This is a genomic window from Carboxylicivirga mesophila, assembly GCF_018271975.1.
In the GTDB taxonomy this organism is placed as follows: Bacteria; Bacteroidota; Bacteroidia; order Bacteroidales; family Marinilabiliaceae; genus Carboxylicivirga; species Carboxylicivirga mesophila.
Genome location: NZ_JAGUCN010000010.1, coordinates 95,891 through 120,586, shown reverse-complemented (window position 1 = coordinate 120,586; position 24,696 = coordinate 95,891). Strand labels below are relative to the sequence as shown.

Genomic DNA, 24,696 nt, shown 5'->3' with positions numbered 1-24,696 from the left:
TTTAGCAAGATACCCAACCTACTTAAGAAGTCTTAAGAATTGATTTAAAAGAATTTAATAAATTACCTGTGGACGCTTTCGCGTTGAAGCCCAGGTATTGTCCATCTGAAAAAGGTTATAATCAGGCCAGTTTTCAACCGCACCCAAACCACGATCCATTACTCGTGCAATATCGTTGGCTAATGCAGGCCCTTTCCAGCTACCGGTATTAAATAGTACAACGTATGAAATTCCGTTTTCTTGTCGGGCCATCAACGCCGAGGTACCAGCTAGTGTTCCTGTTCGAAACCAAGTATTGGAGCGTATACGACGCCATCCCAGTGGACCATATTTATTACTTTCATCATCCACCATCGTTTGAATACTTTCGGCACTCAGAAAATCAGGATAACTATCAAAACCATCTATTGACAGCATCAGCTTCATCAGATCTGTAGAAGATGCAATCCATCCACCTGCTGCACCTAAGGCATACATATCATTTCCCCCATAAGTGCGCAGCACCTCACCCTCAGCACCTGTATGATCAGCTACCATAAATGTAGGGGTGGGCTCATAATACTTCACTTCTAATGCGGCACGTTCATGCAAATGACTTCCTCCAATGCGCATATCAAATATACCCAATGGATATAGTAAGTTGGTTTGTATGTACTTTTCGTAATCCATACCTGAAGCATGACTGATTACCTCGCCCAATATCATATAACCCAGGTTGGAATAGTAGGATGATTCTCCAGGGGTAAAATGTAATCGTTTATTAAGCACGAAACGAATAATATCACTTTTGCTGACAGGCAAGGACTTGTTCAGCGAACTGGCCACAATAGTTGGCATAAACATTTGATCACCCCAGCGAGTAGTCCAGCCCCCGCTATGTTCCAACAGATGACGCACCGTAATATCTTCCACCCGTTTATCACGATAGTTTAAATAGATTGAATCGTTTAAAATACCATCAGCCCCAAAAACTTTATCATCCAAGGATACTCTTCCCTGCTCCTGCAAACGCATGATGCCTGCTGCAGTAATCAGCTTTGAAACACTTGCTATTCTAAACAGGTGTTGCGGCTCTACTGCTATTCCTGACTCTTTATCGGCAAAACCAAATCCTTTGGCATATACCAATTTTCCATCTCTGGCAATGGCCACAGAAGCACCCTCTAACACCTCGCGGCGCATAAAGCGCTGCAATTGCTTCTCCAACTGAGTAAACTCTTCGTTATCGGATAAATAGGCCGGTACGTGAAACGAACTGGCCTTGCTCCCGGGGGGATTAAAATCACTACCGTATGATTCGGTAACCGGATTTATCATTGCTGATGAAACCCACAAACAACTTGTTATGGCAACTGCTGCCAGAGATTTATATAGTAACTTCATGTATTCAATGTCCAACCACGCAAAAATAAAGCTTTCTGCTCAGTTTTAAAACTTTCAAACAAGTAATTCGAGAGTTATGCGACTGAATTGGGCAGCTTTATGCATTAAAAAGGTTTGATACTGCACCCAATTGCTTTTGTTAATGTAGGATTAATTGCCGTTCCGTTTTTAACAGCCTTAATGGCATTCTCCAGATATTTTAATTGGACCTCACTGGCATCCTGCGGACTATCATCAATCGCTCCAATATATCCTACTTTAAACTTATCAGCACCGGATTTAAGCAGCAAAAACACATGTGGCGTTTTAGTAGCACCATAGGCTTTATAAATCCCTTCATTGTCCAGCAAATAAGGAAACTCATAGCCTTTATCAACCATGTATGAAAAACCGTCTTCTTTGTATTTAACCGAGTCATTAGGATTAATGGCTACAACCGGAAATCCCTGTGATTTATAAGCTGAGTGCAGCTGCTTAATACGTTCTTCGTAGAACTTGGCATATGGGCAATGGTTACATGTAAAAATCAGAATAACCCCTTCCTGAGCTTTATAATCGTCTAATGCCACCTCAGTATAATCCGTGTTCAGCAGTTTAAATGCCGGCGCAACATCACCAACCTGTACCTGCGCCATTGCAACCAAAGACAAGGCGAACATGAATAACAACGTGCTAATTTTTCTCATAACATATTTCATTAATGGTGAATAGTCTTAATTAGTTCCTTCAATTCATGAAGGTTTAACTCCCCTTCATGGAAAACAGATGAACTGTTCTTATAGATCACTGTTGCCGGAATAGCGCCTGACCACGAAGGATTAATCAAATCAACCCAGTCATTCGGATTCCGTTCATTCAGTAACAACACTTCCTGTTCCATCTTATTCTGACGGATAAAGGGTATAAGAGTTTTTTCCTTTTGCGATTTAAAATCAAGGCTGACCAGTAAAACTTTAAGGTGTTTCTGGTATTGATGAAGCTCATCAGCGCTAAAAACAGGTAACTCTTCAACACAAGGCCCACACCAAGTAGCCCAGAAATTGACTACATAAACACTGTCATTTTGCTGGTTAACACGTTGCAGTAATTGCTTAATAGTCACCTCTTCCACCTGCTGACTATAAGTATGCGTAAAAAGTCCAGTCAGCACAAATAAACTCAGAACCATCCGTTTCATACTATCAAAAACAGAAAGTTGCATAGATGGTTCGAAGCAATGGTGTTAACGCCTTGTTAAGAGATATAGCCAGGTAGCATACCGGCTAATTAGCAGAAGACATAAAGGGTACACAATAACAGGCACGTATTGCGGTATCATCCAAAAGAACACAACAGGAATAGCTGCACATACTACCAGCAATGCCAGGTATAGCTTAAATACCTTTGACTTGTAAAACCATGAAGCAAAAAATGCTACAAACAAATTAAACGGCATAGCCCACAGCATGTTGAAGTTTTCACCTGTTACACTGTGCCTTGAAAGAAACCAGAGAAAGAAAATTAATGCTCCAACGATACCTGTCAGCAATAAAATCAGCCGATTAAGGAATACCAATGGCTTTTTCCGCTTTAGCTCGGTGTAAGCAATAAACACTGAAAGGATAAACAGGAACCAAAATACCTGTGCAGGTCCAAATCTACCAGGTGCAACAGTTGTTTTAATGGTTATTACAGGTATATCGGGTCCTAATAACGATTTGGCATCTTCATTACTGATGCTGGCTGCTGCCAAATGCTGCTGCAAATAATCAGGTAAAAACATTTGGTTAAACTGGCTGGCATTATCGTCTGTTTTAAGGCCAAGAATAATGTCAAGGCCGTTGCTAATCCAGGGATATGCACCATTGTAAAGGTGCAACATTTCGCGATAGCTATATGATTGCACCTCTTTGGAATCATAAGTTAGCGTTCCATCAACATTAGCTTCTATAATATCACGGATGCGCGAAGCACAGTTATCGAATAAGAAATCATAGCGATAATAGCGGTTTTCTTCCTGTGCATTTAACAAAAGGGCATCAAACAGTTTTTGCTTCTCCTTGTTGCTCAGGTTTAACTTATTCTCAACTACGCTTTGTCCATAATAGGCATAGGCTCTTTTAAAACGCTCAAAACTATAATAGGTAAGCCAATAGTTTAGATCGCCCTTTGCAAACTTGAGGTAGAAATTTGGTGTATCAAAGTCAAAAGTACCATAGTTAAATACCTGATCGTATCCGGTAACCGGATCATTCACTCTGATAGCACTATGCCCAAACAACGAATAGAGCTGATCGCCAGGCGAGCAGGTTAATAATGAGATACTGGCTTCGTTTGACAACTGCTGTGTGGCAGACGTATGAAAAGTAAAACCCAGCAGTAAAGAGAGTATAAGGAGGTAACGCATTTTCTATTTTTTTGTCGAAGATATAAAATTATCATTGCCAAAAAACATCTTGCTGCAATCGATTATTGCGCAAGGGCTGTATCTTTGTGCTATGCATAAACGAAAAGAAGAACTAATATCACTGATTGATGGCGAATGGGCAGGCGATTCATTTAAAAGCCTGGCTAAGGAACTATACCAATCATCACATGATATTCAAATTCTTTTTGAATTAAACGAACATGCAGATGGTAAAATCGCCTGGCGTTCTGCATACCTGCTTGACCTGGCTCATGACATAGATGTGCATGTACTGGATGACTATCTGGAGCTGATTTTGGAACGCACCCCACAGCTTACTAATCAAAGCATCAGGCGGCATTACCTGAGAATACTTACCCAGCACGATATTAGCGAAAAAGCTGATGGTAATTTGCTCGATTGCTGTTTTACCTGGCTACAGACTGAGGAAACACCCATAGCCGTGAAAGCCCATTGTATGCAAATCATTTATAATTTGACCACCACCTATCCGGAACTCATTCCCGAACTCAAAGCCGTGCTCGAGAATCTGCTCCCGTACGGCAGTAAAGGAGAAGTCAACAGGGCTAAGAAAATTTTAGAAGCGATCGCCTGATATTAATTGGCCTTATCGCCATTATTCAGCAGTTTATCCTCCCACTTTTTAGCAAAATCATTTAAGAAAGGTATAGATACCCCGACGATGAAACGCCAACGATTCCAATGAACATCGGTGTAGGCATCTGGATCAAAAATACCGGAACCGCCATCTTCTGGAAATACCAGCGAGCGCTTAATACGGTAGTCAGTTGTTGCCAGCGAAGCACCAAAAGTAATATCTGCTCTTTTGAGGTGCATCACCACCCCACCGCCAAAATGGTTAATATTACTCTTAAATGTAGACGCGTAGGTTTTAGCCCTGAATATTTCTCCTTCGTTAATTGTTGCCGAAGCTGCGGAAAAATCTGTTGAATAACTGATATATCCATAAACAGCATCGCTAAAAACAAAATTATAACCAATGCCAAAGTTGAGCACCGGTTTCAGCTTATCAACCAATACTGCCTGATATTCTGTATTGGTACTCTGACCTGTAAACGGCTCACTGGTCATCAGCGTATATTCACTCACCGCCCCAAAATACTCGGCACTGGCATGTATTGAACTTCGCTCAATGTTTACTCCCACCCCACCTGCTATCGAAAAGGGAGTTTTATAGGTCATATCTAAATCATTTTGCTTGTTGCGCTCATATATAGGGTTAGCCTCATTGATACCTGTATAAATGTAGTCGTAGTTAAAGGAGCCATTACCCGATAGAGAAACTGTTGGCGTTGTAATTGTAATCCCGCAGATTATCGGGTCGAGATTCCATGCCATGCCAATTTTCCACAACAAACCAGCATGCGAAAAACTATAGCTATTATTGTTTTTATAAGATTCAACATCCTGTGCTTCGGTATAAGCATATATCTGCGTTTCATCCAGAGCATTCTGCTTACGAACGGTTAAAAAGTTGGAAACACCTATACTAAATCGTTCGTTGGGGGCAAATGACCAGCTGAGACCAAACCATTCTTCATTGAACTTCTTTTGCAGGTAAACATCACCACTAAAATATTCTTCTCCAGGAATGATAGGTAGCACATCTCCATAAGTACTGCTGCTTTCCGTAAGGCTGATATCCATATTACGACGCCCTAAAAATGAGTAGGCAAAAGAGTGCTTATCCCACCCTTTAACGCGGTAGGTACCAGCCAGCAAACTGGGCGCACCACCAAAAGACGACTGCCTTTTAGGTGACGTGCGATCGCCATTACTATTTGTATCAAAGGCATATGAGCTGAGCTGATACACTTTACCACTAATCAAAAAGGCATTTTCTTCGATAAAACTCAAGCGGGCCGGATTGTAATAAACAGCGCCTAAATCCTCAACACTACCATACACCGAGTTGCTCAGAAGCATGGAGCGTGTTCCGTATTGTTCAGTCCAGTAATGGGCATCCTGGGCACTAACGCTACCCAAAATGACACTTAAAATGATCAGCAATCTGACTCTCATAGGATGGGGTATAGTGATTAAACAAATAACAAATTAGCCATTTATAATGAGAAAAACATATTTCAAAGTTAAACACGCTATCAGATAATCGTAGCGCTAAGGTTTAATTTCTTGCAATAAATGATAAAAACTGACAAAAAGCATGAAATGACCGAGCCGTTGAATAGCTTTTGTTACTTTTGTGCCGCACAACAGAAACTTTATTCATGTCGAAACAGGCACAAAATGTAAAAGAGCTGGAATTTGAGAAGATACCAAAGCTCCTTTGGAGGTATTTTTTGCCAGCCTTTGCGGGTGTCATCATCAACTCTCTTTATAACATTGTCGACCGCATTTTTATCGGGCATGGTGTAGGAGCTATGGCTTTATCGGGTCTAAGTGCTGTATTTCCCATCATGGTTATTATGATGGCGTTTGGTATGCTGATAGGCATGGGGGCTGGCGTGAGGGTGTCCCTAAACCTTGGCAAAAAAGATTTCGACCGGGCCGAGAAAGTGCTTGGCAACGCCTTTGTACTCATGGTGATTGTTGCTTTGTTTATCATGTTTCTGGGATTTACAATTAAAGATCCATTGCTTCGCTTTTTTGGTGTTAATGACGAAACCTTCGACTATGCCAATGAATATCTTAACATCATATTATTTGGATCGGTATTTAATATTGTTGGCTACTCGCTGAATAATCTGATACGCTCTGAGGGCAGTGCAAAGGTAGCCATGATATCGATGCTCATCAGTGCCGGCTTAAATCTGATACTGGATCCGATATTTATTTTTGGCCTTAACATGGGTGTGGCAGGAGCCGCCTATGCCACTATTCTATCGCAGCTGGCTTTATGTATATGGGTCATTGCGCATTTCAGAAGCCGGCGTTCGGTCATACGGCTTAGAGTGCGAAACTTTAAGCTCAACAATGAGATTATCTGGTACATCATCTCCATTGGCTTTGCTCCATTCTCAATGCAAATGGCCTCCAGCCTGGTGTTTGGTACTTTTAATGTGCAGCTGGTAAAATATGGGGGCGATCTGGCGGTTGGTGCCATGGGTGTGATCATGAGCGTGGCCATGCTATTGGTAATGACCGTTATTGCCATTAATATGGCCGCTCAACCCATCATAGGTTTCAATTACGGGGCTAAAAACTACCGCCGAGTGAAAGAAACATTGGTTATAGGACTGATATTTGCCACCATCATCTCTATACTGGGATTTGCCTTGAGCGAATTATTTCCGCGCACCATTATTAAAGCCTTTAATAACAACAGCCAGGAGCTGCTTGATATAGGCACACGTGGGTTAAGACTCTTTTTGCTGGCCCTGCCACTGGTTGGATTTCAGATTATTACCGGTAACTACTTTCAGTCGACCGGAAAAGCCGGTTTGGCAGCCCTAATCTCTTTGCTTCGCCAAGTGATTGTGCTGGTACCTGTATTGTTAATATTGCCCAAGCACATTGGCCTTGATGGTGTTTGGCTGGCCGGACCAATTGCCGATACCGTATCGGCGCTGATTACATCAGTATTTCTAATTTACGAGCTTAAGCGCCTTAACAGGGCCATTGCATTTGGGCAAAAAGAAAGCTGATAGTCACCAGGGACTACCAGCTTGATATATGATGTATTGGTTTTAATGCTAGTTATCCAGCTTTTCGATATTCTTCTGAATCTTTTTAATAGCCGACTCGATTGACTTTTCTGGTTCAATTACATTATAGGCTCCCCAGAAATCAGCATCAGCAAAGCCCATTTCAGTATCGCTCATTACCACACTTTTCTTCAAACGCTCTGTACCTTTAAAGGCTTTCTCACTTGTTCTTTCCCAATCGGTAATAGCCATTTCAATACCGGTATGGTAAACGGTATTAAACCACTTTTTCTTCCAATCCACTTTAAATGTTATCTCACCACGCGAGTAACCATAAATCCATTTACCATCTTTCTCGCGGTAGGTCACCAGATAAGAAGCTTTTGTTGGATAAACATCGGCACCGGCAGGCTTACGCTTGATAAACATCTCACCTACTGCTCTTTTATCCTCCGTATTAACATTGTAAGAAGCACTTACAATAGCCATGGTTTCAGAGTCGATGTATAAGCTGCCATAGAACAATGGTTCAGGTACCCAGTCTTTCTGCTTGAAATTTAAGATATACAATATACGATCGTCCTGACGGGTGATATTGGCAATCTCAAAATCATACTGGTCAAGTAAGTCGTATCGTAAAATCATATACGGACTCTTCATAATATCCAGCATCAGTGTTGAATATGGGCCACCCTGCAATTTGAACAATACCGTATCCAGCTTGCTGTAATCAACGCTCTTACGTCCTTTCAGCAGCTTCACTGCATCGTCCTTATGGTTCGAATAACCTTGCTTGTATACTTCCACTACAGCTTCTGATAAAGATGCATAGTTGCGGCGCTTACGAATTGTTTCGCGGTAAAAAGCAGTCATTTTATTCTCATCCTGCGAGTAGTTGTCTTTTCGATGATTCAAAACTGCCTCAATGAGTAGGTTAGGATCCTTGGGAAACACTGTAATGGCATCCAATGACACCGTTAGTAATTCCAGCTTAATCTTGTTCTTGTCGTCTTTAAGAGATGCAATAGGTACTGATTTTTTTTCATAGCCGATGTATGAGAAGGTCATATTCTTATTCAGCATTTCATTAGGCACTTTTAGTGCAAAACTACCTTCGGAGTTAGTAACTGTTGCAATGTTCGTTCCTTCAATGGTTACGTTGGCAAATACCAGGTCGTCGCCACTGTTTGCATCCACAACTTTTCCTTTGATTTCTTTATAGGTGCCTTCTTCAAAAACCCGCTTCTCTTTTTTTACCACTCCCTGGGCCATAAAAGAGATGGAGAGCATTCCTGCCATCAAAATCCAAAAGAAACGTGTGCTTAATCCAATTGATTGACTATTTGCTTTCATGATATTTAGGTTTAATTGTTTATTTATTGCATTGTCATCATAAGGACAGCTCATAAACTTCCATACCCTTATCGAAAGTTCATTTTTTTTTATCAGGCAGAAGTTTTGAAGGCAGAAGGCAGAAGAAATAAGTCAGTGGTCAGTAGATAGTAGTCAGAGGAATGAAGATAGAAGAAAAATAACGTTTTAATCTAGAGCACCATGAGATTCGTTATCAGCCATAAGCAATTAGCCTTTTAATTAGCATCACGGAAAATGCTAACAACAAGCATCTGGCAGCTCTTCATAATTGATGATAATCATCTTTTCATATCGCCAATAAGCCCCCAAAACACATGTGCTTCTCATTTACTTTCCTTATTTTGCGGCACTAATAATTAACACACAACGATTAAACCATGAAGAAAGTATCTACCAAACTGCTGTCACTGGCCTTAATGCTATTGACTGTAATGACTTCTTTTGCTCAAAAAGAGCGCTCTGAGATTGAAGACAAATACAAATGGAATTTCACTGATTTGTATGAAAGTGACCAGGCCTGGTCGGCTGCCAAAGATAAGCTGGCTAAAGAAATGGAAAAGGTGAGCAGCTATAAAGGCCTGTTGGGCACATCTGCCGCCAGCCTGTTGGATTACATGCAATATTCAGAACAACTGATGAAGGAAGGTTACCGCCTTTACATTTATGCTTCACTTAAATCGGATGTTGACCTGCGCGATGCAGATAACATGGGTCGCGTGAAGGAAATCCGCCAGGTATTTATCGACTATGGCCAGAAGGCCTCGTTTGTAACACCTGAGCTGGCTGCCATCCCTGAAGCCACCATGAAGCAGTTTATCAGTGAGGAACCGAAACTAAAAATCTATGAGATGGGACTGATGGATGTGTACCGCATGAAGATGCACACCCTGTCGGAACTGGAAGAAGCTGTAATGGCTAAAACAGGTATGATCACCGGTACCGCTAATGCAGCATTCAGTGTATTCAGCAATGCCGAAATGCCACGCGCCAGCATTATGATGGATGGTAAAGAAACCGAACTGACACCAGCCAGCTTTAGCGTTGCCCGCTCATCGGCCGACCGTGAGCTGCGCCAGGAAGCCACTAAAGTATACTGGGACAACTACCTGAAATACGAAGGCACCTTCGGTGAGATGCTGAACGGTCAGGTTAAAGTAAACGTTTTCCGTGCCAAAGCCCGTAACTACAATTCGGCTTTAGAAGCTGCCGTTAAGCCCAATAATATTCCGGTTGAAGTATACAAGTCGCTGGTTGCGAATGTGAATAATAATCTGGAGACTTTCCACCGCTACCTGGCGCTTAAGAAGCGTATGCTGGGTGTTGATGAGCTGATGTACTCAGATATGTATGCACCAACCGTGAAAGGTGTGGAACTGAAATACTCTTACGAGGAGGCACAGGAGCTTATCCTAAAATCATTAAAGCCACTTGGTAAGGAATATGTAGAAGTGGTTGATAAAGCATTCAACAGCCGTTGGATTGATGTGTATCCTAACCCCGGTAAGCGCAGCGGTGCCTATTCAAACGGTGGTGCTTACGATGTGCATCCTTATATCCTGATGAACTACACCGACCAGTATAACGAGGTGAGCACACTTACTCACGAGCTGGGACATACCATGCACAGCTATTTCTCAAATAAAACACAGCCTTTTGCTACAGCCGATTATGCCACTTTCGTGGCTGAGGTAGCCTCTACTTTCAACGAGGTGTTGCTGAACGACATGATGCAGAAAAAGCTGAAAGACGATGATTTACGTCTGTCCTTATTAATGAGCATGCTCGATGGTTTCAAAGGCACCTTGTTTCGTCAGACACAATTTGCCGAGTTTGAACTGGCTATACATGAAGCAGCTGAAAAAGGTACGCCTTTAACCGGTAAAGTGTTAACACAGATGTATGGCGATATTACCCGCAAATACTACGGACACGACAAGGGTGTGTGTACTGTTGAAGATAATATTGCAGTTGAATGGGCTGCCATTCCTCACTTCTACATGAACTTTTATGTGTACCAGTACAGTACTTCTTTTGTGGCCTCACAGGCTTTAGCAGCCAAAGTGCTGGAAGGTGATAAAGAAGCCACCAAGCGTTACATCGAGTTCTTGTCATCAGGTGGCTCAGACTATCCTATTGAGCTTTTAAAGAAAGCCGGTGTGGACATGACTTCATCAGAACCGTTTGATAAGGCTATTGAAGCCATGAACGGCATCATGAACGAGATTGAAGCTATTTTGAACAAGAAGAAATAAGCAAGTCTTTATTATAGTATCGAAACGATAGACACAAGATTAAAGACTACTTCTAATACAATTTAAAACCTGTCGGGATTTAAAATCCTGACAGGTTTTCTTTTTTGTAGCCTATTTGGTTGTTGGCCCTCGCCTTTGATTTCTCTCAAATCCAACAGCCCTTAAAACGGATAACTATCCATGCAGAAACCGATAACTATCGGTTTTTAAGATCGATAAGCATCGTTTTTTTTGTGTAATAAAAATGGTTACCAAGCGCACTTTGTATGCTCTATCAATCCATAACAAAAGCCAGGCTATCCCTAACGTGGCTTTGTGTTACTATATAGGCCGGAGGCCTTGTTGATTATGATGTAGCGAGACGCTACGCCAAACGATTTACATTATTTAGTTCCTATAAGGAACGGGGTGATCTGATTTCCTCTCTATCTCACTTATCAAATTTACTAGATATCATAGCAACAAACCCTGTGAATATGATAGCTCTAAAAATATAAATATGAAAATTACTGAGCACATAGGAAATTGTAACCTGTTCAGGAGAGCGTCCCATTAACCTTGATGGAGCATCTCCCAATAGCAAATCTATCATTATAATTGATATTAAGATAATGAAACCTATTCCAAGATATTTCTTACTTCTACTATTCATTTTTTTGCAGTGGCATTTTTTCACTCATTCTCAAAGGTTTGTTTAATACATATTCCCAATAATCATAACTTACAGATGTATTATCTTTAGCTGTTTTATAATACCCGCCGCTGGCGCGGATTTGAATACATGCTACAGTTTTATAACCAAAACATCCAGGAAGCCATTTTCTTCCATAGCACAGATTTCAAATCTGCGCTAGCGGCGGGGAAGTGACAGACTTCGCTTAGCGATGGGCTCATAGCATCAAATATAACAAATGCTACCCTAAAAATAGAGCCGCTTTTGTTGTTAAATCATTTGTACTTTACTAAACCTCGCGAAAGGATTACTCCGGGAGCGGCGTACTTTACCATCACTCCTCATACATCATTTTGCGGGTCATACCACCGTCTATCACCAGGTTAGTGCCATTTATAAAGTTATTGTCTGGTTGTGTGAGATACATACAGGCCCTGGCAATATCAGCCGGCCGGCCTACCCGTCCTGAAAAGTGCTGTGTATGATCTTTAGCGCGCAGTTGAGCGTAATCACCTGTTTCTATCCACCCCGGACTAATACAGTTAACCTGTATGTTATCTGTTGCCATTGAAGCCGCCAAAGCATGAGTCAGGGCAATAATACCACCTTTAGACGCTGCATAGGCTTCACTGTTGTGCTCCGACATCAAAGCCCTTGTGGAAGCAATGTTTACAATGGCACCTCTTTTATTTGGCCGCATCAGCTTAGCAGCTTCGCGTGCACATAAAAAGGCACCTCGCAAATTTGTGTTAATCACACTGTCCCATTCATACACAGTTATTTCATAAGGTGATTTAAAGCTGGTAACACCGGCATTATTGATTAATATATCAAGACAACCATATTGATTCTTTAAGCTTTCAAATAGGTTCACAATTTCATTTGCCACACTAATATCCGCCTGATATACCGCTGCTACTCCCCCATCCTGATGGATCATATCAGCCGTATTCGCGGCCATCTGCCCAGATTTATCCACCACCAAAACTGTTGCCTGGCAACGGGCATAACTCCTGGCTATCTCTCGCCCTATACCAGAGCCAGCACCTGTTACTAATACAATTCTATTTGGAAAGTTATGTGTCATTGGTTCAATTTTATTGTTCAATGCTATTCACAGTTTACACGGAATTGTAATCCATGCCAGTACTTTACGAAAACAGCACAAATTATAATATATGCCTCAACAGAGGATTTTGTTATATTATTCAAAGCACTGTACTTGAAATTCCATTACCACTCCATCTTTCTTCTTATATAAGTAAAGCGTATCAGAGTAGGCCTTTCTGAATATTGAATCACCACATTCCAGAAACTCGACAAGAGGGTTGTACGAAGTTGGGCCCCATTCATAAGCCATGATACTCAATGAATCACCTTTTATAGTATGAACCAATGTGGTTCCTTTGTATTCATCACTTGCTTTAACCCTTAGATTAATAGCTTCATTGTTCTTAACTAAAGGAAACTTTTCTAATGTTTCTTCAGTAATATTATTCATCATTCGTACTCCTAAATAACTTAATCCAATTAGAAAAATGACAAATAGAAAAAAGTATAGGCCGGCCTTGGAACTCATAATATTAGGTTGAATTATTTGCTTAAATTCCTTCATTTTAGTCCACTATTCCACGCGATGGATTAGCACGGGGGCTGGGCTAGAGTCCAGTAAATTCGTCATTATTATCAATAGCAAAGAAGTATACCTTACTGTCTCGAAGAATAAATATTGAATCAGAATATGCTTTTTTAGAAATAGAATCGCCATTTTTTAAAAAGCTACCTATGCTTTCAGGATAATAGTCGTCATTAATTAATGTTGGTAACTTCAACTTCGAGCCACTACTTAATTGTATATAAGTATCATCCCCTATAAACACTTTAGTTACTTCCCCTTCAAATCTTTGCTGATAGCTAAGTTCATCATAGCTCTGCCAGTCTTGATTATATTTAAAAATAACATAAAATGCCATCACAATTGCTCCTACAATTATTCCGAATATTATTTTAATGAAGTGCTTATTTTCTATACTTATCATGTCTAAGACATTTTACACAGTGCAAGCGTGGTATAATATACTATTCCTGCTCCACACCATTCAAACCCAATTCAGCAGCTACCTGCTGCATGCCTTTGATTGTTTCGTCAATCAGCTCCTCAATTGGCATATTTAATAGTTCGGCGCCTTTGGTAATAATCCCCCGGTCAACCTTAGCTGCAAAACGCTTATCTTTCCAACGCTTCTTAACTGATTTAACGCTTAAGGTGTGAATACTCTTATCGGGCCGCACCAATACAGCTGTGGTTACCAATCCGCTCAGCTCATCGCAGGCATACAGTACCTTTTCCATGGTATGTAATGGCTCTACATCGGTACAGATACCCCAGGCGTGACTTAAGATGGCACGGATATAATCATCGGGCCAGTTGGCTTGCTTCAATATCTCTTCTGTTTTAAGGCAATGCGCATCCGGATACATTTCATAGTCGAGATCATGCACCAGCCCTATTATCCCCCATTTCTCTTCATCTTCGCCATATAGCCCTGCAAAATGGCGCATCACGGCTTCAACAGCCAAGCCATGGCGATACAAACTATCGGTTTGATTATAGGTGCGAAATAATTCAAGCGCCTGTTCTCTGGTTGGAATTGTTGTCATAGTTCTGATGTGTTTGAATGGTCGTTTAATACCGATAACTATTCAAAATGCGCCTTTAGTTCGTTTCACTCCTAAAAACACTATGAATATGTATCGGCATTATACCAGCGCATTTTAATATTTAAACGGTATAAGATAATAAAAAACATTGGTGTACGGTTAAAATCTATATATAAGTCCAGGCAAATTGCATTTAACGGTAATATTTCCATTGTGTTAGCTCAAGCCGCTATGGCTCCCGTTTTGACACGGGACAAGTCTTTCCTTTCTTCCTTCAGTTGAAGAAAGGAAACAAAGAAAACCGCCGACGGGTTTCTCACTTACCAATCAAGGCCTTGTTGATGAGAAATAAAGAACTCACTACGCTCAAACAGCTTTATTTCTTTGCATCAACTTCAACCAATGGGGCCCAAGCTGCGAAACCTAAGTCGGAAACAAATTACTAAGAACTTGAAAATATTTTAAATGCGATTGTCCTATTAATAAGCCCCGGGGTATTACCTGTAAAACTAGTATTAGATATTACATGCTATTTTAGCCACAGCAATATCTGATTAAACAGATTTTTAGTTCCGCTTTGCGGAACAATTTGTGATAATCCGTGTCATCTGTGGTTATAAAAAAATATTTAGCGCTTAACGCAACATTAAGTTTTTTAATCGACTAACTGCATCAATTAACGCAAAATGTTTCACTATGAGGATTTAAAGTTATTGTAGTCATGAAATTAGTGGACAAAAGAGGGAATTTAATCCATCTATAGTTTAAAGCACAATCCCTGTCTTTGGCCCATACCATCATTTAATTAACTTCCGTTGCGTAAACAAATATTATTCTGCATATTCGCTAAGGAATTAGTTACGCCAAATCACCATTATTTTGAAGTACCATCCTAAATCCATAAAGAATAATCTGGCCCTTACTATGGGCTTATTTGTGATGCTCACGGTAATGGCACTGGGCTGGGTGCATTATTATGCGGTGCGTGCTTCTATCATGGACGATGTTTATAAAAACGAGCTAATCACCGACCTGAAAGCCCATCAAAGCAACCTGCTGATTATACTGGAAAAAGCCATTGAAACATCAGCTACCATTGCCGATGATCCCGCCTTCATTCAGTGGTTTAGTGGAATGGATGATAGTCCCGAAACTAAGCAAATTGCCCTACAGAAGTTAGACTTTCTGCATAAAAACCTGGGTTATCCGTCTGTTTTTGCAGTAAGTAATACCACCAATGAGTATTGGTGCGAAGACTTTCGATTGCTCGATGTGGTTTCTGAGGAAGACCCCGATGACAGCTGGTTTTTTGAAACACTGCGCCATACGCGCAAAAGCACACTCAACTTCGACTATAATAATGTGCTAAAACAATCCATGCTGTTTGTGAATGTGATTATGGGTGATACCCATCAACCGATAGGCGTAGCTGGTGTAGGTATTGATCCGAGTATTCTTATCAAACAGTTTGAACAAAACAAACCATCGTCCAATACCCTGCTATGGTTAATTGACAGTAAAGGTAAGATACTGCTATCAGAGAATACCGCGGAGATTAACACCAGCCTGTCGGGTCTGTTTGAAACCTATGTGGTGGATAGTATATTAAACAGCCTGGGAGAACAGATTATACGCGAGGTGCATTTCAGCAATGAAAAATATGAGCTGGCTACCATGCCCGTTGGTGCTGCCGATTATAAGGTGGTGATGATTATACCCCAAAGCGACCTGCTGGAAATATTAGATGTTATTGGGTATAATACCGTATGGCTCACCATCATTATGCTGATATTGACCCTAATAGTTGCATCGTGGCTGGCCCGTAACATTTCAAGGCCAATCGTACACCTCACGCAGCTGTCCAGCCAGTTGGCACACTCAAAACTGGATGTTACGGTAAAAGAAAAACTGGTTAATCGCAACGATGAAATAGGTCAGCTGGCCAAAGAGTTTGCCAGCATGCAGAAGCAGCTATCGCTGGTGATAAAGCACCTGAACACCGCCAATGCTGATTTGGAAAAAGAGAAAAGCCAGCTAAAAAGCATCAATATTGAATTGAACACCGCCATTGAAAAGGCATCAGAAAGTGAGAAGCTGACCAAAGCATTTATGGCCAATATCAGCCATGAAGTGCGCACCCCAATGAACAGCATCATGGGCTTTGCACAATTGCTACATGCCGAACTCATTGACAATAAAGAGCTCAGCCCCTTTGCTAACCTTATTGTTGAGAATGGTCATCACCTGCTGGCTATCCTCAACAATATTATTGAAGTAGCCAAAATGGATTCAGGCGTTACAAAACCGTCACCTGGCAAATTCTCAGTTAACCATATCATTGAAGATGGCATCAAGCTCTTTTCTTATGGTTTAAAAAGCAATATCCAACTCATCAACCGGACCGACTCTTCTCATCCTGAAACCTTTATTGTTTCTGATGAATTATTGGTACGACGAATATTAAACAACCTTATTTCCAATGCCATTAAGTACACTCAAAAAGGAACCATTGAAGTAGGGTTTACAAAAACAGCCAAAGAAATAGTACTGTTTGTGTCTGACACAGGTATTGGCATCGATAAAAAAGACCAGGAGTCAATTTTTAAACCTTTCTGGCAAGCCAGCAATTCGAGCTCCATTAATGAAGGTGCGGGCCTTGGTTTGGCCATCTCAAAAAAAGTGGTTGAACTGCTTAATGGCCGAATATGGCTGGAAAGTGAACCAGGTAAAGGCTCGGTGTTCTATTTCTCATTGCCTGTATAAAAAACGCCCCTGACATTCTATCCAAAATACCAGGGGAGCTTACTAATCCTATGAAAAGCAATTTTATTTACTGCTCAATTGGCTGATTACTTTCAATGGCTTTATTGGCATCATCGGCCAAACGCATGATAGTTTTTACAACATCAGGATGCTGCTCTGCCACGTTTATGGTTTCCCCAATATCAGATGATAAATCATATAAATGAGGTGTTGTTAGTTCTCCTGTCCAGTGTTTACCAGGCAGTATTAATTTCCAGTTTTTATATCGCACACTCATCAAACCACCGGTTGCCCTGAAGCCGTATATAGCTTTATGAGGCGATTTTGCACTCTTTACTCCCTTCATCAATGGCAGGATATTTTTGCCATCGATCACGCGGTCATCAGGCACATCTGCGCCTGCTATGCGTGCCATTGTGGTAAACAAATCCATAGCGGCAATTGGCTCATCACAGGTCGCTCCGGCAGGAATATTTCCCGGCCATGTCATGATGCAGGATACACGAATGCCTCCATCGTATCGCTCCTGGTATTTGCCTTCGCGCAGTAAATGCTTACGCTCAGGATTGGTAAAACCAAATTTGCCATAGCAATTCTCCAGTTCCTCATCGCGGTGCACCAGCGGACCATTATCTGACGAAAACACGATGATCGTATTGTCTTCGATGCCCAGGCGCTTCAAAGTATTCATGATGATGCCCACCGATGTATCCAGGTACTCCACAGCATCGCCATAGGCAGCTGCTTTACTTCGACCTTCAAAGCCCTTGGGTACAAACCATGGCGTATGGGTTTCGATATTGGCATATTGCAGGTAAAACGGTTTATCCTGTTCCTTCACGGCACGATATATAAATTTACACGCTTCACGGGTAAACAAAGCCGGTAGCTCGGCCAAATCATTATTGTCGCATCGCTTGATAATCTGAGCCTGCTCAATAAGCGGAATAGCCGGATCGCTTACACCATTGGGCCGCCAGCCACTATTACCAATCCGTTCCGGTCCATGATCATTCGGGTAAGGAATACCCAGAAATTCATCAAAACCGTGCACGCAAGGCAAATATTGTGGCAGATGCCCCAAATGCCACTTACCGTATAAACCGGTGGTGTAGCCTTGAGCCTTCAACAACTCTGCAATGGTCGTCTCCATTTCATCCTCCAGGCCATGCTTCGAGTGAGGGAACAACACAAACAAGCCCTTTCCCTCATTAATTCTTGGCGCGTATCGGCCGGTTAACAAAGCAGCCCGTGAAGGTGTACAGGTGCCATGTGGTGCATAAAAACTGGTGAATTTCATGCCTTTGGCCGCCAGCTCATCCAGATTGGGTGTTGAGATGTCTTTGGAGCCAAAACAGCTTAAATCATCGTAACCCACATCATCCGCTAAAATATGGATGATATTAGGTTGTCTGACTGGCTCATTGCCAAACACCGACAGGCTTGTCAAGCTTATCATGACACTTGCCAGCAATACATATTTTATTCTGTTCATCGTCTGTTTACTTTTTTTGATATTCGGGATTAAGAGTGGTTGGCACAGGAGCATCAGTCTCATTAAGCCAATCAACCAGTTGTTTATTCAAGGCTTCAGCCACCTCAGGATATGTATTCACCAGGTTGGTACTTTCTCCCGGATCATCTTTCAGATTGTACAACTCCCTCTCATTGTCTTCGTAGTAGACGTGTAACTTCCAGTCTCCCTTTATAACGACTGAACCAGGTGTTGTCCGAAAATAAGGATCTCGTGCCTGATCCGTTTCAGGATTAATGGCCTGCAAATAAATGGGAAAATGAAAAAAGAGCGCCTTACGTTTCAAGTCTTTATCTTTTGTGATCAATTTCACCAGTGATTCGCCATCCAATATCTGCTTAGTATCCGGTTTGACACCCGCAATAGCCATAAATGTCGGGTAAAAATCCAGGCCTGACACTTGCTGGTCTATCACTTTACCAGAAGGGAAAACGGATGGCCATCGCATAATAAGTGGCTCCCTGATACCTCCTTCGTAGTATGAGCCTTTCCCTGCCCTGGCAGGGTATTGTGACGAGATATTAGCGATACCTCCATTATCTGAGAAAAATACAACCAGGGTGTTTTCTGAAATACCACAATCATCGAGACAAGCAAGCAGTCGCCCAACATTATCATCCATGGATTCCACCATGGCGCCATAAATAGCATCATTGCGCCCTATGCATCCTGACTTTTGCTCATATTTTTTAATCAGCTCAGCCTTTGCTTGCAGAGGTGTATGGACCGTATAGTAGGGCAAATAGAGGAAAAATGGTTGTTCACTTTCTGTAGCGCTGCTTTTGATAAAATCAATGGCTTCACTTGTCAGCCGGTCAGTCAGATACTCACCATCAGGGCCATCTTTCAAAGCAGCATTCTTATATGGACTGAAGTAAGACTTAGGGTGACCGGCATGCGAACCGCCAATATTCAGATCAAACCCCTGCGAACAAGGATCTTCCCCTAAATGCCACTTGCCCATTGAAGCAGTGTTATAACCCGCTGACTTCAGTTTTTCGGCTATCGTTACTACACTGTCAGCTAATACAGTACTATTCACGACTGGTATGAGCTTCCTGTTGATGGACTTGCCCCTTTCCGAGGAACCAACAGTGTATATCCCGTGCCTTGGTGTGTTTTGACCAGAGATGATGCAGGCCCTGCTTGGCGCACAATTGGCTGCGGGTGCATAGGCGTTATTGAACATGACACCGGTTTCAGCCAGGCGGTCAATATGCTTTGTTTCAAAATAGTTGGAACCACGATAACTCACATCCTGCCAACCTAAATCGTCCACAAGGATTAAGAGAATATTAGGCTTACTTGCTGATTTCGGCTTTATAGCACTATAACTATTGAATGTTGTTAAAACCAACAGTGATGCAAGGACTACAAACGTTTTTAATTGCATGTTCTATTTATTTCTTTTTTCAGCTAAATTGTCTCCCTCGTGCTGTTGCAACCCGAGGGAGACAGATCCATTCTCACATACTAATATATCAACTCAAACAATTCTGCTACTCCAGGAGTATCTTTTTTACAAACTCTCCTTTTGTACTATCAAGCACCTGTACAACCACCAACTCCTTTTGTCGGGATGATAGTGAAATAGTGGATACGCCTTCCTGAATAATTTCCTTTTTCAACATCTTACCAGCTAAACTATAAACACTTACCTGTGCTGACTTGCTACCCAAAAGCTCAACCTTTATATGACCACCCTTAAGCGCATATAGGTTTACCCATTGCCCGGCAACAGATTGTTTAATAGCTGTTGAAGTAGCTGCTAATTGGGTTATTTCACCACCACTTAATGCAGAACTATATATTCTGACATCAACCATTTGTCCAACAAACCTGCGCCCCATTTGATCGTTTCCAATAGTGACATCGCCTTGTGCCACTGTATTGATTGCCACACTCGATGGATAGGTAACTTCCTCTATGCCATCAACAAACAGCTTAACATCATCAACTGTAGGACTGCCATCATCGTCAAACACGCATGCCACATGATGCCACTGACCATCAGCTACATTGGTACTACCGATGATATTACCACCGCCAGGCTCCAGTCGTAAAACACCGTTTGTCTCCAGGCGAAATGCCCATTTAGTAGATGTGGCTGCTTTACCCCAGGCAGCTATGGCCTTGCTGTTAGTCGATGTCTTAATCCAGGCACTAATGGTACGGGCATTGGTTCCTTCTTCCCCTCTGTATCCAGGTACGGTAATATGCGCACTTCCATTAAAGTCAGCGACTGCACCATGCTTTGAATCAGTAATAAATTCAACGCCTGCATTCAATCCATCACGATGGTATAATGAGGCATCCTGTGCATCTCCATCAAACTGATAGTGCACCTGCAGATCGCCCCCTTCGGACGCCACAGTTATATAATCAGTAAGCGTTTTTGTATCAGTCCCGGCACTATTGGCAACCGTGAGACTTACCTCATAAGTACCGGGTGTATCATAGCGAACAATTGGATTAATGTCCAGGCTGGTAGCCGGTGAACCTCCTTCAAACTGCCACTGGTAACTCTGTGGATGCTGTGTGCTTAAATCGGTAAACTGTATTGAACTGCCCACCACTGCATTCACATAGTTGGCTTCAAAGTTGGCGACAGGCGCTTCTACAGCCACTCCATGCAGTGGCGAACACCAGAATCCACGCCCATCGGTGGACACGGTAATCAGGCTTTCGTCACGAGTATCACCATAGTAAATATCCATACCCGACACCCGAACCGCCGGTAAACCATTGGAAAAGTTGATCCAGTCAGACATGCCGGATTCTTTATAAAACACGCCTATATCGGTTCCTACATAGATGCCCTCAGTGGCTGTCTGATCAATCGTCATCTCCAGTAAAGCTACTGCCGGCAGATTGCTGGTTAAATCAGTCCATGAAGCACCCTTATTGGATGAGCGGTAAACCTTACTACCCTGCAGGATGAAAACCACACTCTCATCAGTTGAAAGAGCAGCAATATCATTGACTGACACCCCTGACAATGGCAGATTGCCCGTTAAATTGGTGTACGATGGGGTAGCAGCATTTATATTATCACTGCGATAGAGTTCTGTTCCCCTGGCCACATAAAACACATCCTCATTAGCTCCAGACTGTTCTACCTTCTGTATCTTAGACGTTCCTGCAAACGATGAAATGGTAGTCCAGTTAACTGACGCAGCGCGCACATTATTGCTTCGTTGCAGCTGCTTAAATCCGGCAAAAAGCGTATTAACATCGCTTTTATGTAATACACCGGTCCCGGTATACTCACCACGATCGGTGTTGTCAGGATTAATTCTAGAGTAGTTAAACCCACCATTAGATGAACGGCTCACCTTTTCATACTTCAGGTGATATACGTATTGTTCATCAGTTGGGTCTATAATACAGGTCGCTTCATCACCGCCCCAGGGAGTATACCACACTCCATTATTATTGAGTTTAACCCCACAATGCATAGTACCACCAGCCACGTTTGTTTTCTTTGTCTGGCTTTGGGTACATTCATACACCTCGGCGATAGGCAAACCATCGGTTATCATCTGAAACTGATTGGCGTCATTCAGGTAATAGATGCCTCCGTCATTGGCAGCGTACAGGGCATTATTATGTGGTGAAAAAGCCCAGTTCAACTGATCCATGTGCAGATTATCCCCATCAGTGGTCACTCCATTGAAAAATTGCGTCCAGGTGCTTCCGCCATCTTCTGATTTCCAACTTTTAACGCCACCGGCCCATACCTTGGATGCATCAGCAGGATCAACCACTACAAACAGATTATAGTTGGGCTGTCCCCTCGAAATAGCACCATCATCTTTATAGCCTGTTATACAAGGAGTGGTACCTGACTGCTTGGTAAAACTTACTCCTGCATTGGTTGATTTATAGAAGCCTTCAAAGGAGTCATCACCAAGATGGTCTCTGGCATTTAATACAAATACCTGATCAGGTGCTGCAGAAGTAACCGCTATTTTCATAAAACAGCCTTGCCCGAATGAGGTGTTTTCTGTCCAGCTGACACCACCATCGGTTGAACGATAGAACTGACTGGTGGCACCATTGGTGGCCGCATATAAAATATCCGGATTTGTCGGATGAGGTTTTAAGTCTTCAACTTTGCTGGATGCCTGCACCAGGCTCCAGGATTCACCACCATTGGCAGAACGGTAAATACCATTACCAGCTCCAGCAATAATAACATTTTCATTGCCCGGCTGAATCAATAAAGCCTTCACTTCTGTAGTTATTGAGGTCGTATTCCAGGTGTCACCCTCATCATTGGTGATATACACCCCCATATCTGTCCCAATTAAAATCGTATTTGGTTCTGAGGGTTTGATGGCACTCACATACACCTGCTCAGGAATATTGTCGCATAAGGGTTCCCATGAGGCTCCCCCATCCATCGTCTTGAACAATCCACTTTTGAAACAGGACACATACAAGGTTTGAGGATCACTGGGATGAAACTGAATATCTTTAACACGGCCACCATCTCTTTTGGTTCCATTACGAGGCCCTACATTCACCGGACCATAGCAATACCAATGCCCTTCCATTTCAGCATTTGCCGCATTCATCATATTTCTGTAAGCGCTGCTTACTGCTTTAGCCGGTATCAGATGTCCATTTTCATCGCTACGCTTTGAGTTGATGGCATACCAACGCTCAAACTGCTTATGTCGGTCTCCCTGATAATGCTCGTGGTTTGACCAATAGGCATCAAAAGCATCACGCGCCTCCTGCATGTTCACATCAGGCTGCTCCATCATATCAATCCAAACTGGCAAATCTGAATGTTCCGTACTATTATCGCTTGTTGATACTTTACGATTAAAGTTTAATAATTTACCAACCACTATAAAGGCAAGTAGTGGCAACATCACACTCCACAATTTATAACTCTTCATATCATTATTGTTTTTCTCATGCGCCGGAAAAGAGCTTTCTCTTTTCCGGCTTTGCATGAATCCACTCAAGAAACTCTATCTAATCATACCTGTTATCTGGATAATGCTACTTTCCGAACCAGAATTTTCCCAGTACCATCTTCAATCTTAACCAGGTAAATCCCATTGATTACATTTGGGTTAATAACTGTTTGCCCGGCTTCGATATCTGCTTTATAAATATTCTGTCCATTAACAGAATAGATCGATAACGAAGTCGAGCGCTCTGAAGAAATATTTATACCATTGCCGGTAGAAAATACTTCACACCAGGCATTTATTTTATCGTCATATAAATCAGTTGATACACCATGCAAAGCGGTGATTTCACTGGCCGACAGTGCAACATCATAGATCCTGACTCCATCCAGCATTCCTGTCCAAAAATAATTATTGCTGTATTCCGCTGCTCCAATGCGAACATCCTGGTTAACTACAGTTTCTATAGTTTGAGCAGGATTATAAGAAGCGTTTATATTAATAGGCGTAAATACACCATCCACATAAATTTTGACATCCTGAACAGCTGGCCCATCAACAGGATTGTAGGTAACGGCAACATGGTGCCATTGATCATCGTTTAAGCCTGATACAGTTGATTGCACGTTACAAGCTCCTGCTTCAATCCTAATTGTACCAGTGGCATTATGAATCATCACATTAAACATTTGTTTACCGCTGTTAGTCCCCCACGCTACTATGGACTTTCTTGATGGCCCCGATGAAGGGGTTTTAAACCAGGCAGCTACCGTCCTTTGGCCATCCCCTCCAATACCTTTATATCCTGTTATTGATAAGTACTTAAGCGTTTCACCAGGGGCTTCCCAGGCACTGCTGGCGGTTCCGTCCTTATCATTGCCAAAAACAGGCGCTCCATAGTTGGAAACGGCAGTAATGGCATTTGAACCGTCATCATTCAGATTTCCACTGAAGTTATAACTTGCTAATTGTCCATAACTTGTAACAAAGCCTACCGATACCATTGCAACAATTAATGCCACTTTTCTAAATACACTCACTTTTCTCATTTTGTAAATTTTTTTCATGGATTATAAAATAAGGGTTTGATGCAGC

Annotated in this window: 18 protein-coding genes; 4 read left to right on the top strand and 14 right to left on the bottom strand. The window is 42.0% G+C overall.

The window, feature by feature from the left end; all coding sequences use genetic code 11:
* Positions 1-54 precede the first annotated feature (54 nt).
* The 4 genes from KEM09_RS10330 to KEM09_RS10315 form a co-directional block, all read right to left on the bottom strand.
* Positions 55-1,383 (bottom strand): serine hydrolase domain-containing protein, encoded by a 1,329-nt coding sequence (locus KEM09_RS10330; RefSeq protein ID WP_212228098.1) that lies wholly within the window; start codon positions 1,381-1,383, stop codon positions 55-57.
* Positions 1,384-1,487: 104 nt separating this feature from the next.
* Entirely contained in the window at positions 1,488-2,069 is a 582-nt protein-coding gene (locus KEM09_RS10325; protein WP_244824952.1) for a thioredoxin family protein, read from the bottom strand.
* Between the two features lie 11 nt (positions 2,070-2,080).
* On the bottom strand, positions 2,081-2,560 hold the full coding sequence (locus tag KEM09_RS10320) for a TlpA family protein disulfide reductase (protein WP_212228096.1): 480 nt from the start codon (positions 2,558-2,560) through the stop codon (positions 2,081-2,083).
* Positions 2,561-2,605: 45 nt separating this feature from the next.
* Entirely contained in the window at positions 2,606-3,769 is a 1,164-nt protein-coding gene (locus tag KEM09_RS10315; RefSeq protein ID WP_212228094.1) for an Lnb N-terminal periplasmic domain-containing protein, read from the bottom strand.
* Positions 3,770-3,860: 91 nt separating this feature from the next.
* On the opposite strand from KEM09_RS10315, the gene KEM09_RS10310 reads away from it, so the two are divergent.
* The gene (locus KEM09_RS10310) at positions 3,861-4,385 is read left to right on the top strand and encodes a hypothetical protein (protein WP_212228092.1); all 525 of its coding nucleotides are present in this window, start codon (positions 3,861-3,863) and stop codon (positions 4,383-4,385) included.
* A gap of 2 nt (positions 4,386-4,387) precedes the next feature.
* On the opposite strand, the gene KEM09_RS10305 is transcribed toward KEM09_RS10310, so the two are convergent.
* Entirely contained in the window at positions 4,388-5,833 is a 1,446-nt protein-coding gene (locus tag KEM09_RS10305; protein WP_212228091.1) for a hypothetical protein, read from the bottom strand.
* 206 nt (positions 5,834-6,039) lie between these two features.
* Between KEM09_RS10305 and KEM09_RS10300 the strand changes: the two genes are divergently transcribed.
* Positions 6,040-7,416, top strand: a complete 1,377-nt coding sequence (locus tag KEM09_RS10300; RefSeq protein WP_212228089.1) for an MATE family efflux transporter — start codon at positions 6,040-6,042, stop codon at positions 7,414-7,416.
* Between the two features lie 48 nt (positions 7,417-7,464).
* Here KEM09_RS10300 and KEM09_RS10295 read toward each other — a convergent pair whose 3' ends face one another.
* Positions 7,465-8,769: a carboxypeptidase-like regulatory domain-containing protein gene (locus KEM09_RS10295; protein ID WP_212228087.1), complete on the bottom strand. Its 1,305-nt coding sequence runs from the start codon at positions 8,767-8,769 to the stop codon at positions 7,465-7,467.
* Positions 8,770-9,167: 398 nt separating this feature from the next.
* Here KEM09_RS10295 and pepF point away from each other — a divergent pair, with 398 nt between their 5' ends.
* Positions 9,168-11,042: an oligoendopeptidase F gene (gene pepF / locus KEM09_RS10290; RefSeq protein ID WP_212228086.1), complete on the top strand. Its 1,875-nt coding sequence runs from the start codon at positions 9,168-9,170 to the stop codon at positions 11,040-11,042.
* Positions 11,043-12,049: 1,007 nt separating this feature from the next.
* Here pepF and KEM09_RS10285 read toward each other — a convergent pair.
* The 4 genes from KEM09_RS10285 to KEM09_RS10270 all read right to left on the bottom strand — a co-directional run bounded on the left by KEM09_RS10285 (position 12,050) and on the right by KEM09_RS10270 (position 14,376).
* The gene (locus KEM09_RS10285; RefSeq protein WP_212228085.1) at positions 12,050-12,802 is read right to left on the bottom strand and encodes an SDR family oxidoreductase; all 753 of its coding nucleotides are present in this window, start codon (positions 12,800-12,802) and stop codon (positions 12,050-12,052) included.
* A gap of 117 nt (positions 12,803-12,919) precedes the next feature.
* A complete protein-coding gene (locus tag KEM09_RS10280; RefSeq protein ID WP_212228084.1) occupies positions 12,920-13,219 on the bottom strand; it encodes a hypothetical protein in 300 nt (99 codons plus the stop codon).
* A 154-nt stretch (positions 13,220-13,373) separates the two neighbouring features.
* Positions 13,374-13,754, bottom strand: a complete 381-nt coding sequence (locus KEM09_RS10275; RefSeq protein ID WP_212228083.1) for a hypothetical protein — start codon at positions 13,752-13,754, stop codon at positions 13,374-13,376.
* A gap of 40 nt (positions 13,755-13,794) precedes the next feature.
* Positions 13,795-14,376: an HD domain-containing protein gene (locus tag KEM09_RS10270; protein ID WP_212228082.1), complete on the bottom strand. Its 582-nt coding sequence runs from the start codon at positions 14,374-14,376 to the stop codon at positions 13,795-13,797.
* Positions 14,377-15,255: 879 nt separating this feature from the next.
* Between KEM09_RS10270 and KEM09_RS10265 the strand changes: the two genes are divergently transcribed.
* Positions 15,256-17,139, top strand: coding sequence for a sensor histidine kinase (locus KEM09_RS10265; protein WP_212228081.1), 1,884 nt, complete (start codon positions 15,256-15,258; stop codon positions 17,137-17,139).
* A gap of 67 nt (positions 17,140-17,206) precedes the next feature.
* On the opposite strand, the gene KEM09_RS10260 is transcribed toward KEM09_RS10265, so the two are convergent.
* The 4 genes from KEM09_RS10260 to KEM09_RS10245 all read right to left on the bottom strand — a co-directional run bounded on the left by KEM09_RS10260 (position 17,207) and on the right by KEM09_RS10245 (position 24,650).
* A complete protein-coding gene (locus tag KEM09_RS10260) occupies positions 17,207-18,634 on the bottom strand; it encodes a sulfatase family protein (RefSeq protein WP_212228079.1) in 1,428 nt (475 codons plus the stop codon).
* 7 nt (positions 18,635-18,641) lie between these two features.
* Positions 18,642-20,066, bottom strand: coding sequence for a sulfatase (locus KEM09_RS10255; protein WP_244824950.1), 1,425 nt, complete (start codon positions 20,064-20,066; stop codon positions 18,642-18,644).
* 106 nt (positions 20,067-20,172) lie between these two features.
* Positions 20,173-23,583: a LamG-like jellyroll fold domain-containing protein gene (locus KEM09_RS10250; protein WP_212228075.1), complete on the bottom strand. Its 3,411-nt coding sequence runs from the start codon at positions 23,581-23,583 to the stop codon at positions 20,173-20,175.
* A gap of 92 nt (positions 23,584-23,675) precedes the next feature.
* The gene (locus KEM09_RS10245; protein WP_212228073.1) at positions 23,676-24,650 is read right to left on the bottom strand and encodes a LamG-like jellyroll fold domain-containing protein; all 975 of its coding nucleotides are present in this window, start codon (positions 24,648-24,650) and stop codon (positions 23,676-23,678) included.
* Positions 24,651-24,696 lie beyond the last annotated feature (46 nt).

What these genes read in the sequence shown, in the direction of transcription:
- KEM09_RS10330 (WP_212228098.1), bottom strand. Translation starts at nt 1,383, where the DNA reads ATGAAGTTACTATATAAATCTCTGGCAGCAGTTGCCATAACAAGTTGT.
- KEM09_RS10325 (WP_244824952.1), bottom strand. Translation starts at nt 2,069, where the DNA reads ATGAGAAAAATTAGCACGTTGTTATTCATGTTCGCCTTGTCTTTGGTT.
- KEM09_RS10320 (WP_212228096.1), bottom strand. Translation starts at nt 2,560, where the DNA reads ATGAAACGGATGGTTCTGAGTTTATTTGTGCTGACTGGACTTTTTACG.
- KEM09_RS10315 (WP_212228094.1), bottom strand. Translation starts at nt 3,769, where the DNA reads ATGCGTTACCTCCTTATACTCTCTTTACTGCTGGGTTTTACTTTTCAT.
- KEM09_RS10310 (WP_212228092.1), top strand. Translation starts at nt 3,861, where the DNA reads ATGCATAAACGAAAAGAAGAACTAATATCACTGATTGATGGCGAATGG.
- KEM09_RS10305 (WP_212228091.1), bottom strand. Translation starts at nt 5,833, where the DNA reads ATGAGAGTCAGATTGCTGATCATTTTAAGTGTCATTTTGGGTAGCGTT.
- KEM09_RS10300 (WP_212228089.1), top strand. Translation starts at nt 6,040, where the DNA reads ATGTCGAAACAGGCACAAAATGTAAAAGAGCTGGAATTTGAGAAGATA.
- KEM09_RS10295 (WP_212228087.1), bottom strand. Translation starts at nt 8,769, where the DNA reads ATGAAAGCAAATAGTCAATCAATTGGATTAAGCACACGTTTCTTTTGG.
- pepF (WP_212228086.1), top strand. Translation starts at nt 9,168, where the DNA reads ATGAAGAAAGTATCTACCAAACTGCTGTCACTGGCCTTAATGCTATTG.
- KEM09_RS10285 (WP_212228085.1), bottom strand. Translation starts at nt 12,802, where the DNA reads ATGACACATAACTTTCCAAATAGAATTGTATTAGTAACAGGTGCTGGC.
- KEM09_RS10280 (WP_212228084.1), bottom strand. Translation starts at nt 13,219, where the DNA reads ATGATGAATAATATTACTGAAGAAACATTAGAAAAGTTTCCTTTAGTT.
- KEM09_RS10275 (WP_212228083.1), bottom strand. Translation starts at nt 13,754, where the DNA reads ATGATAAGTATAGAAAATAAGCACTTCATTAAAATAATATTCGGAATA.
- KEM09_RS10270 (WP_212228082.1), bottom strand. Translation starts at nt 14,376, where the DNA reads ATGACAACAATTCCAACCAGAGAACAGGCGCTTGAATTATTTCGCACC.
- KEM09_RS10260 (WP_212228079.1), bottom strand. Translation starts at nt 18,634, where the DNA reads ATGAACAGAATAAAATATGTATTGCTGGCAAGTGTCATGATAAGCTTG.
- KEM09_RS10255 (WP_244824950.1), bottom strand. Translation starts at nt 20,066, where the DNA reads ATGCAATTAAAAACGTTTGTAGTCCTTGCATCACTGTTGGTTTTAACA.
- KEM09_RS10250 (WP_212228075.1), bottom strand. Translation starts at nt 23,583, where the DNA reads ATGAAGAGTTATAAATTGTGGAGTGTGATGTTGCCACTACTTGCCTTT.
- KEM09_RS10245 (WP_212228073.1), bottom strand. Translation starts at nt 24,650, where the DNA reads ATGAGAAAAGTGAGTGTATTTAGAAAAGTGGCATTAATTGTTGCAATG.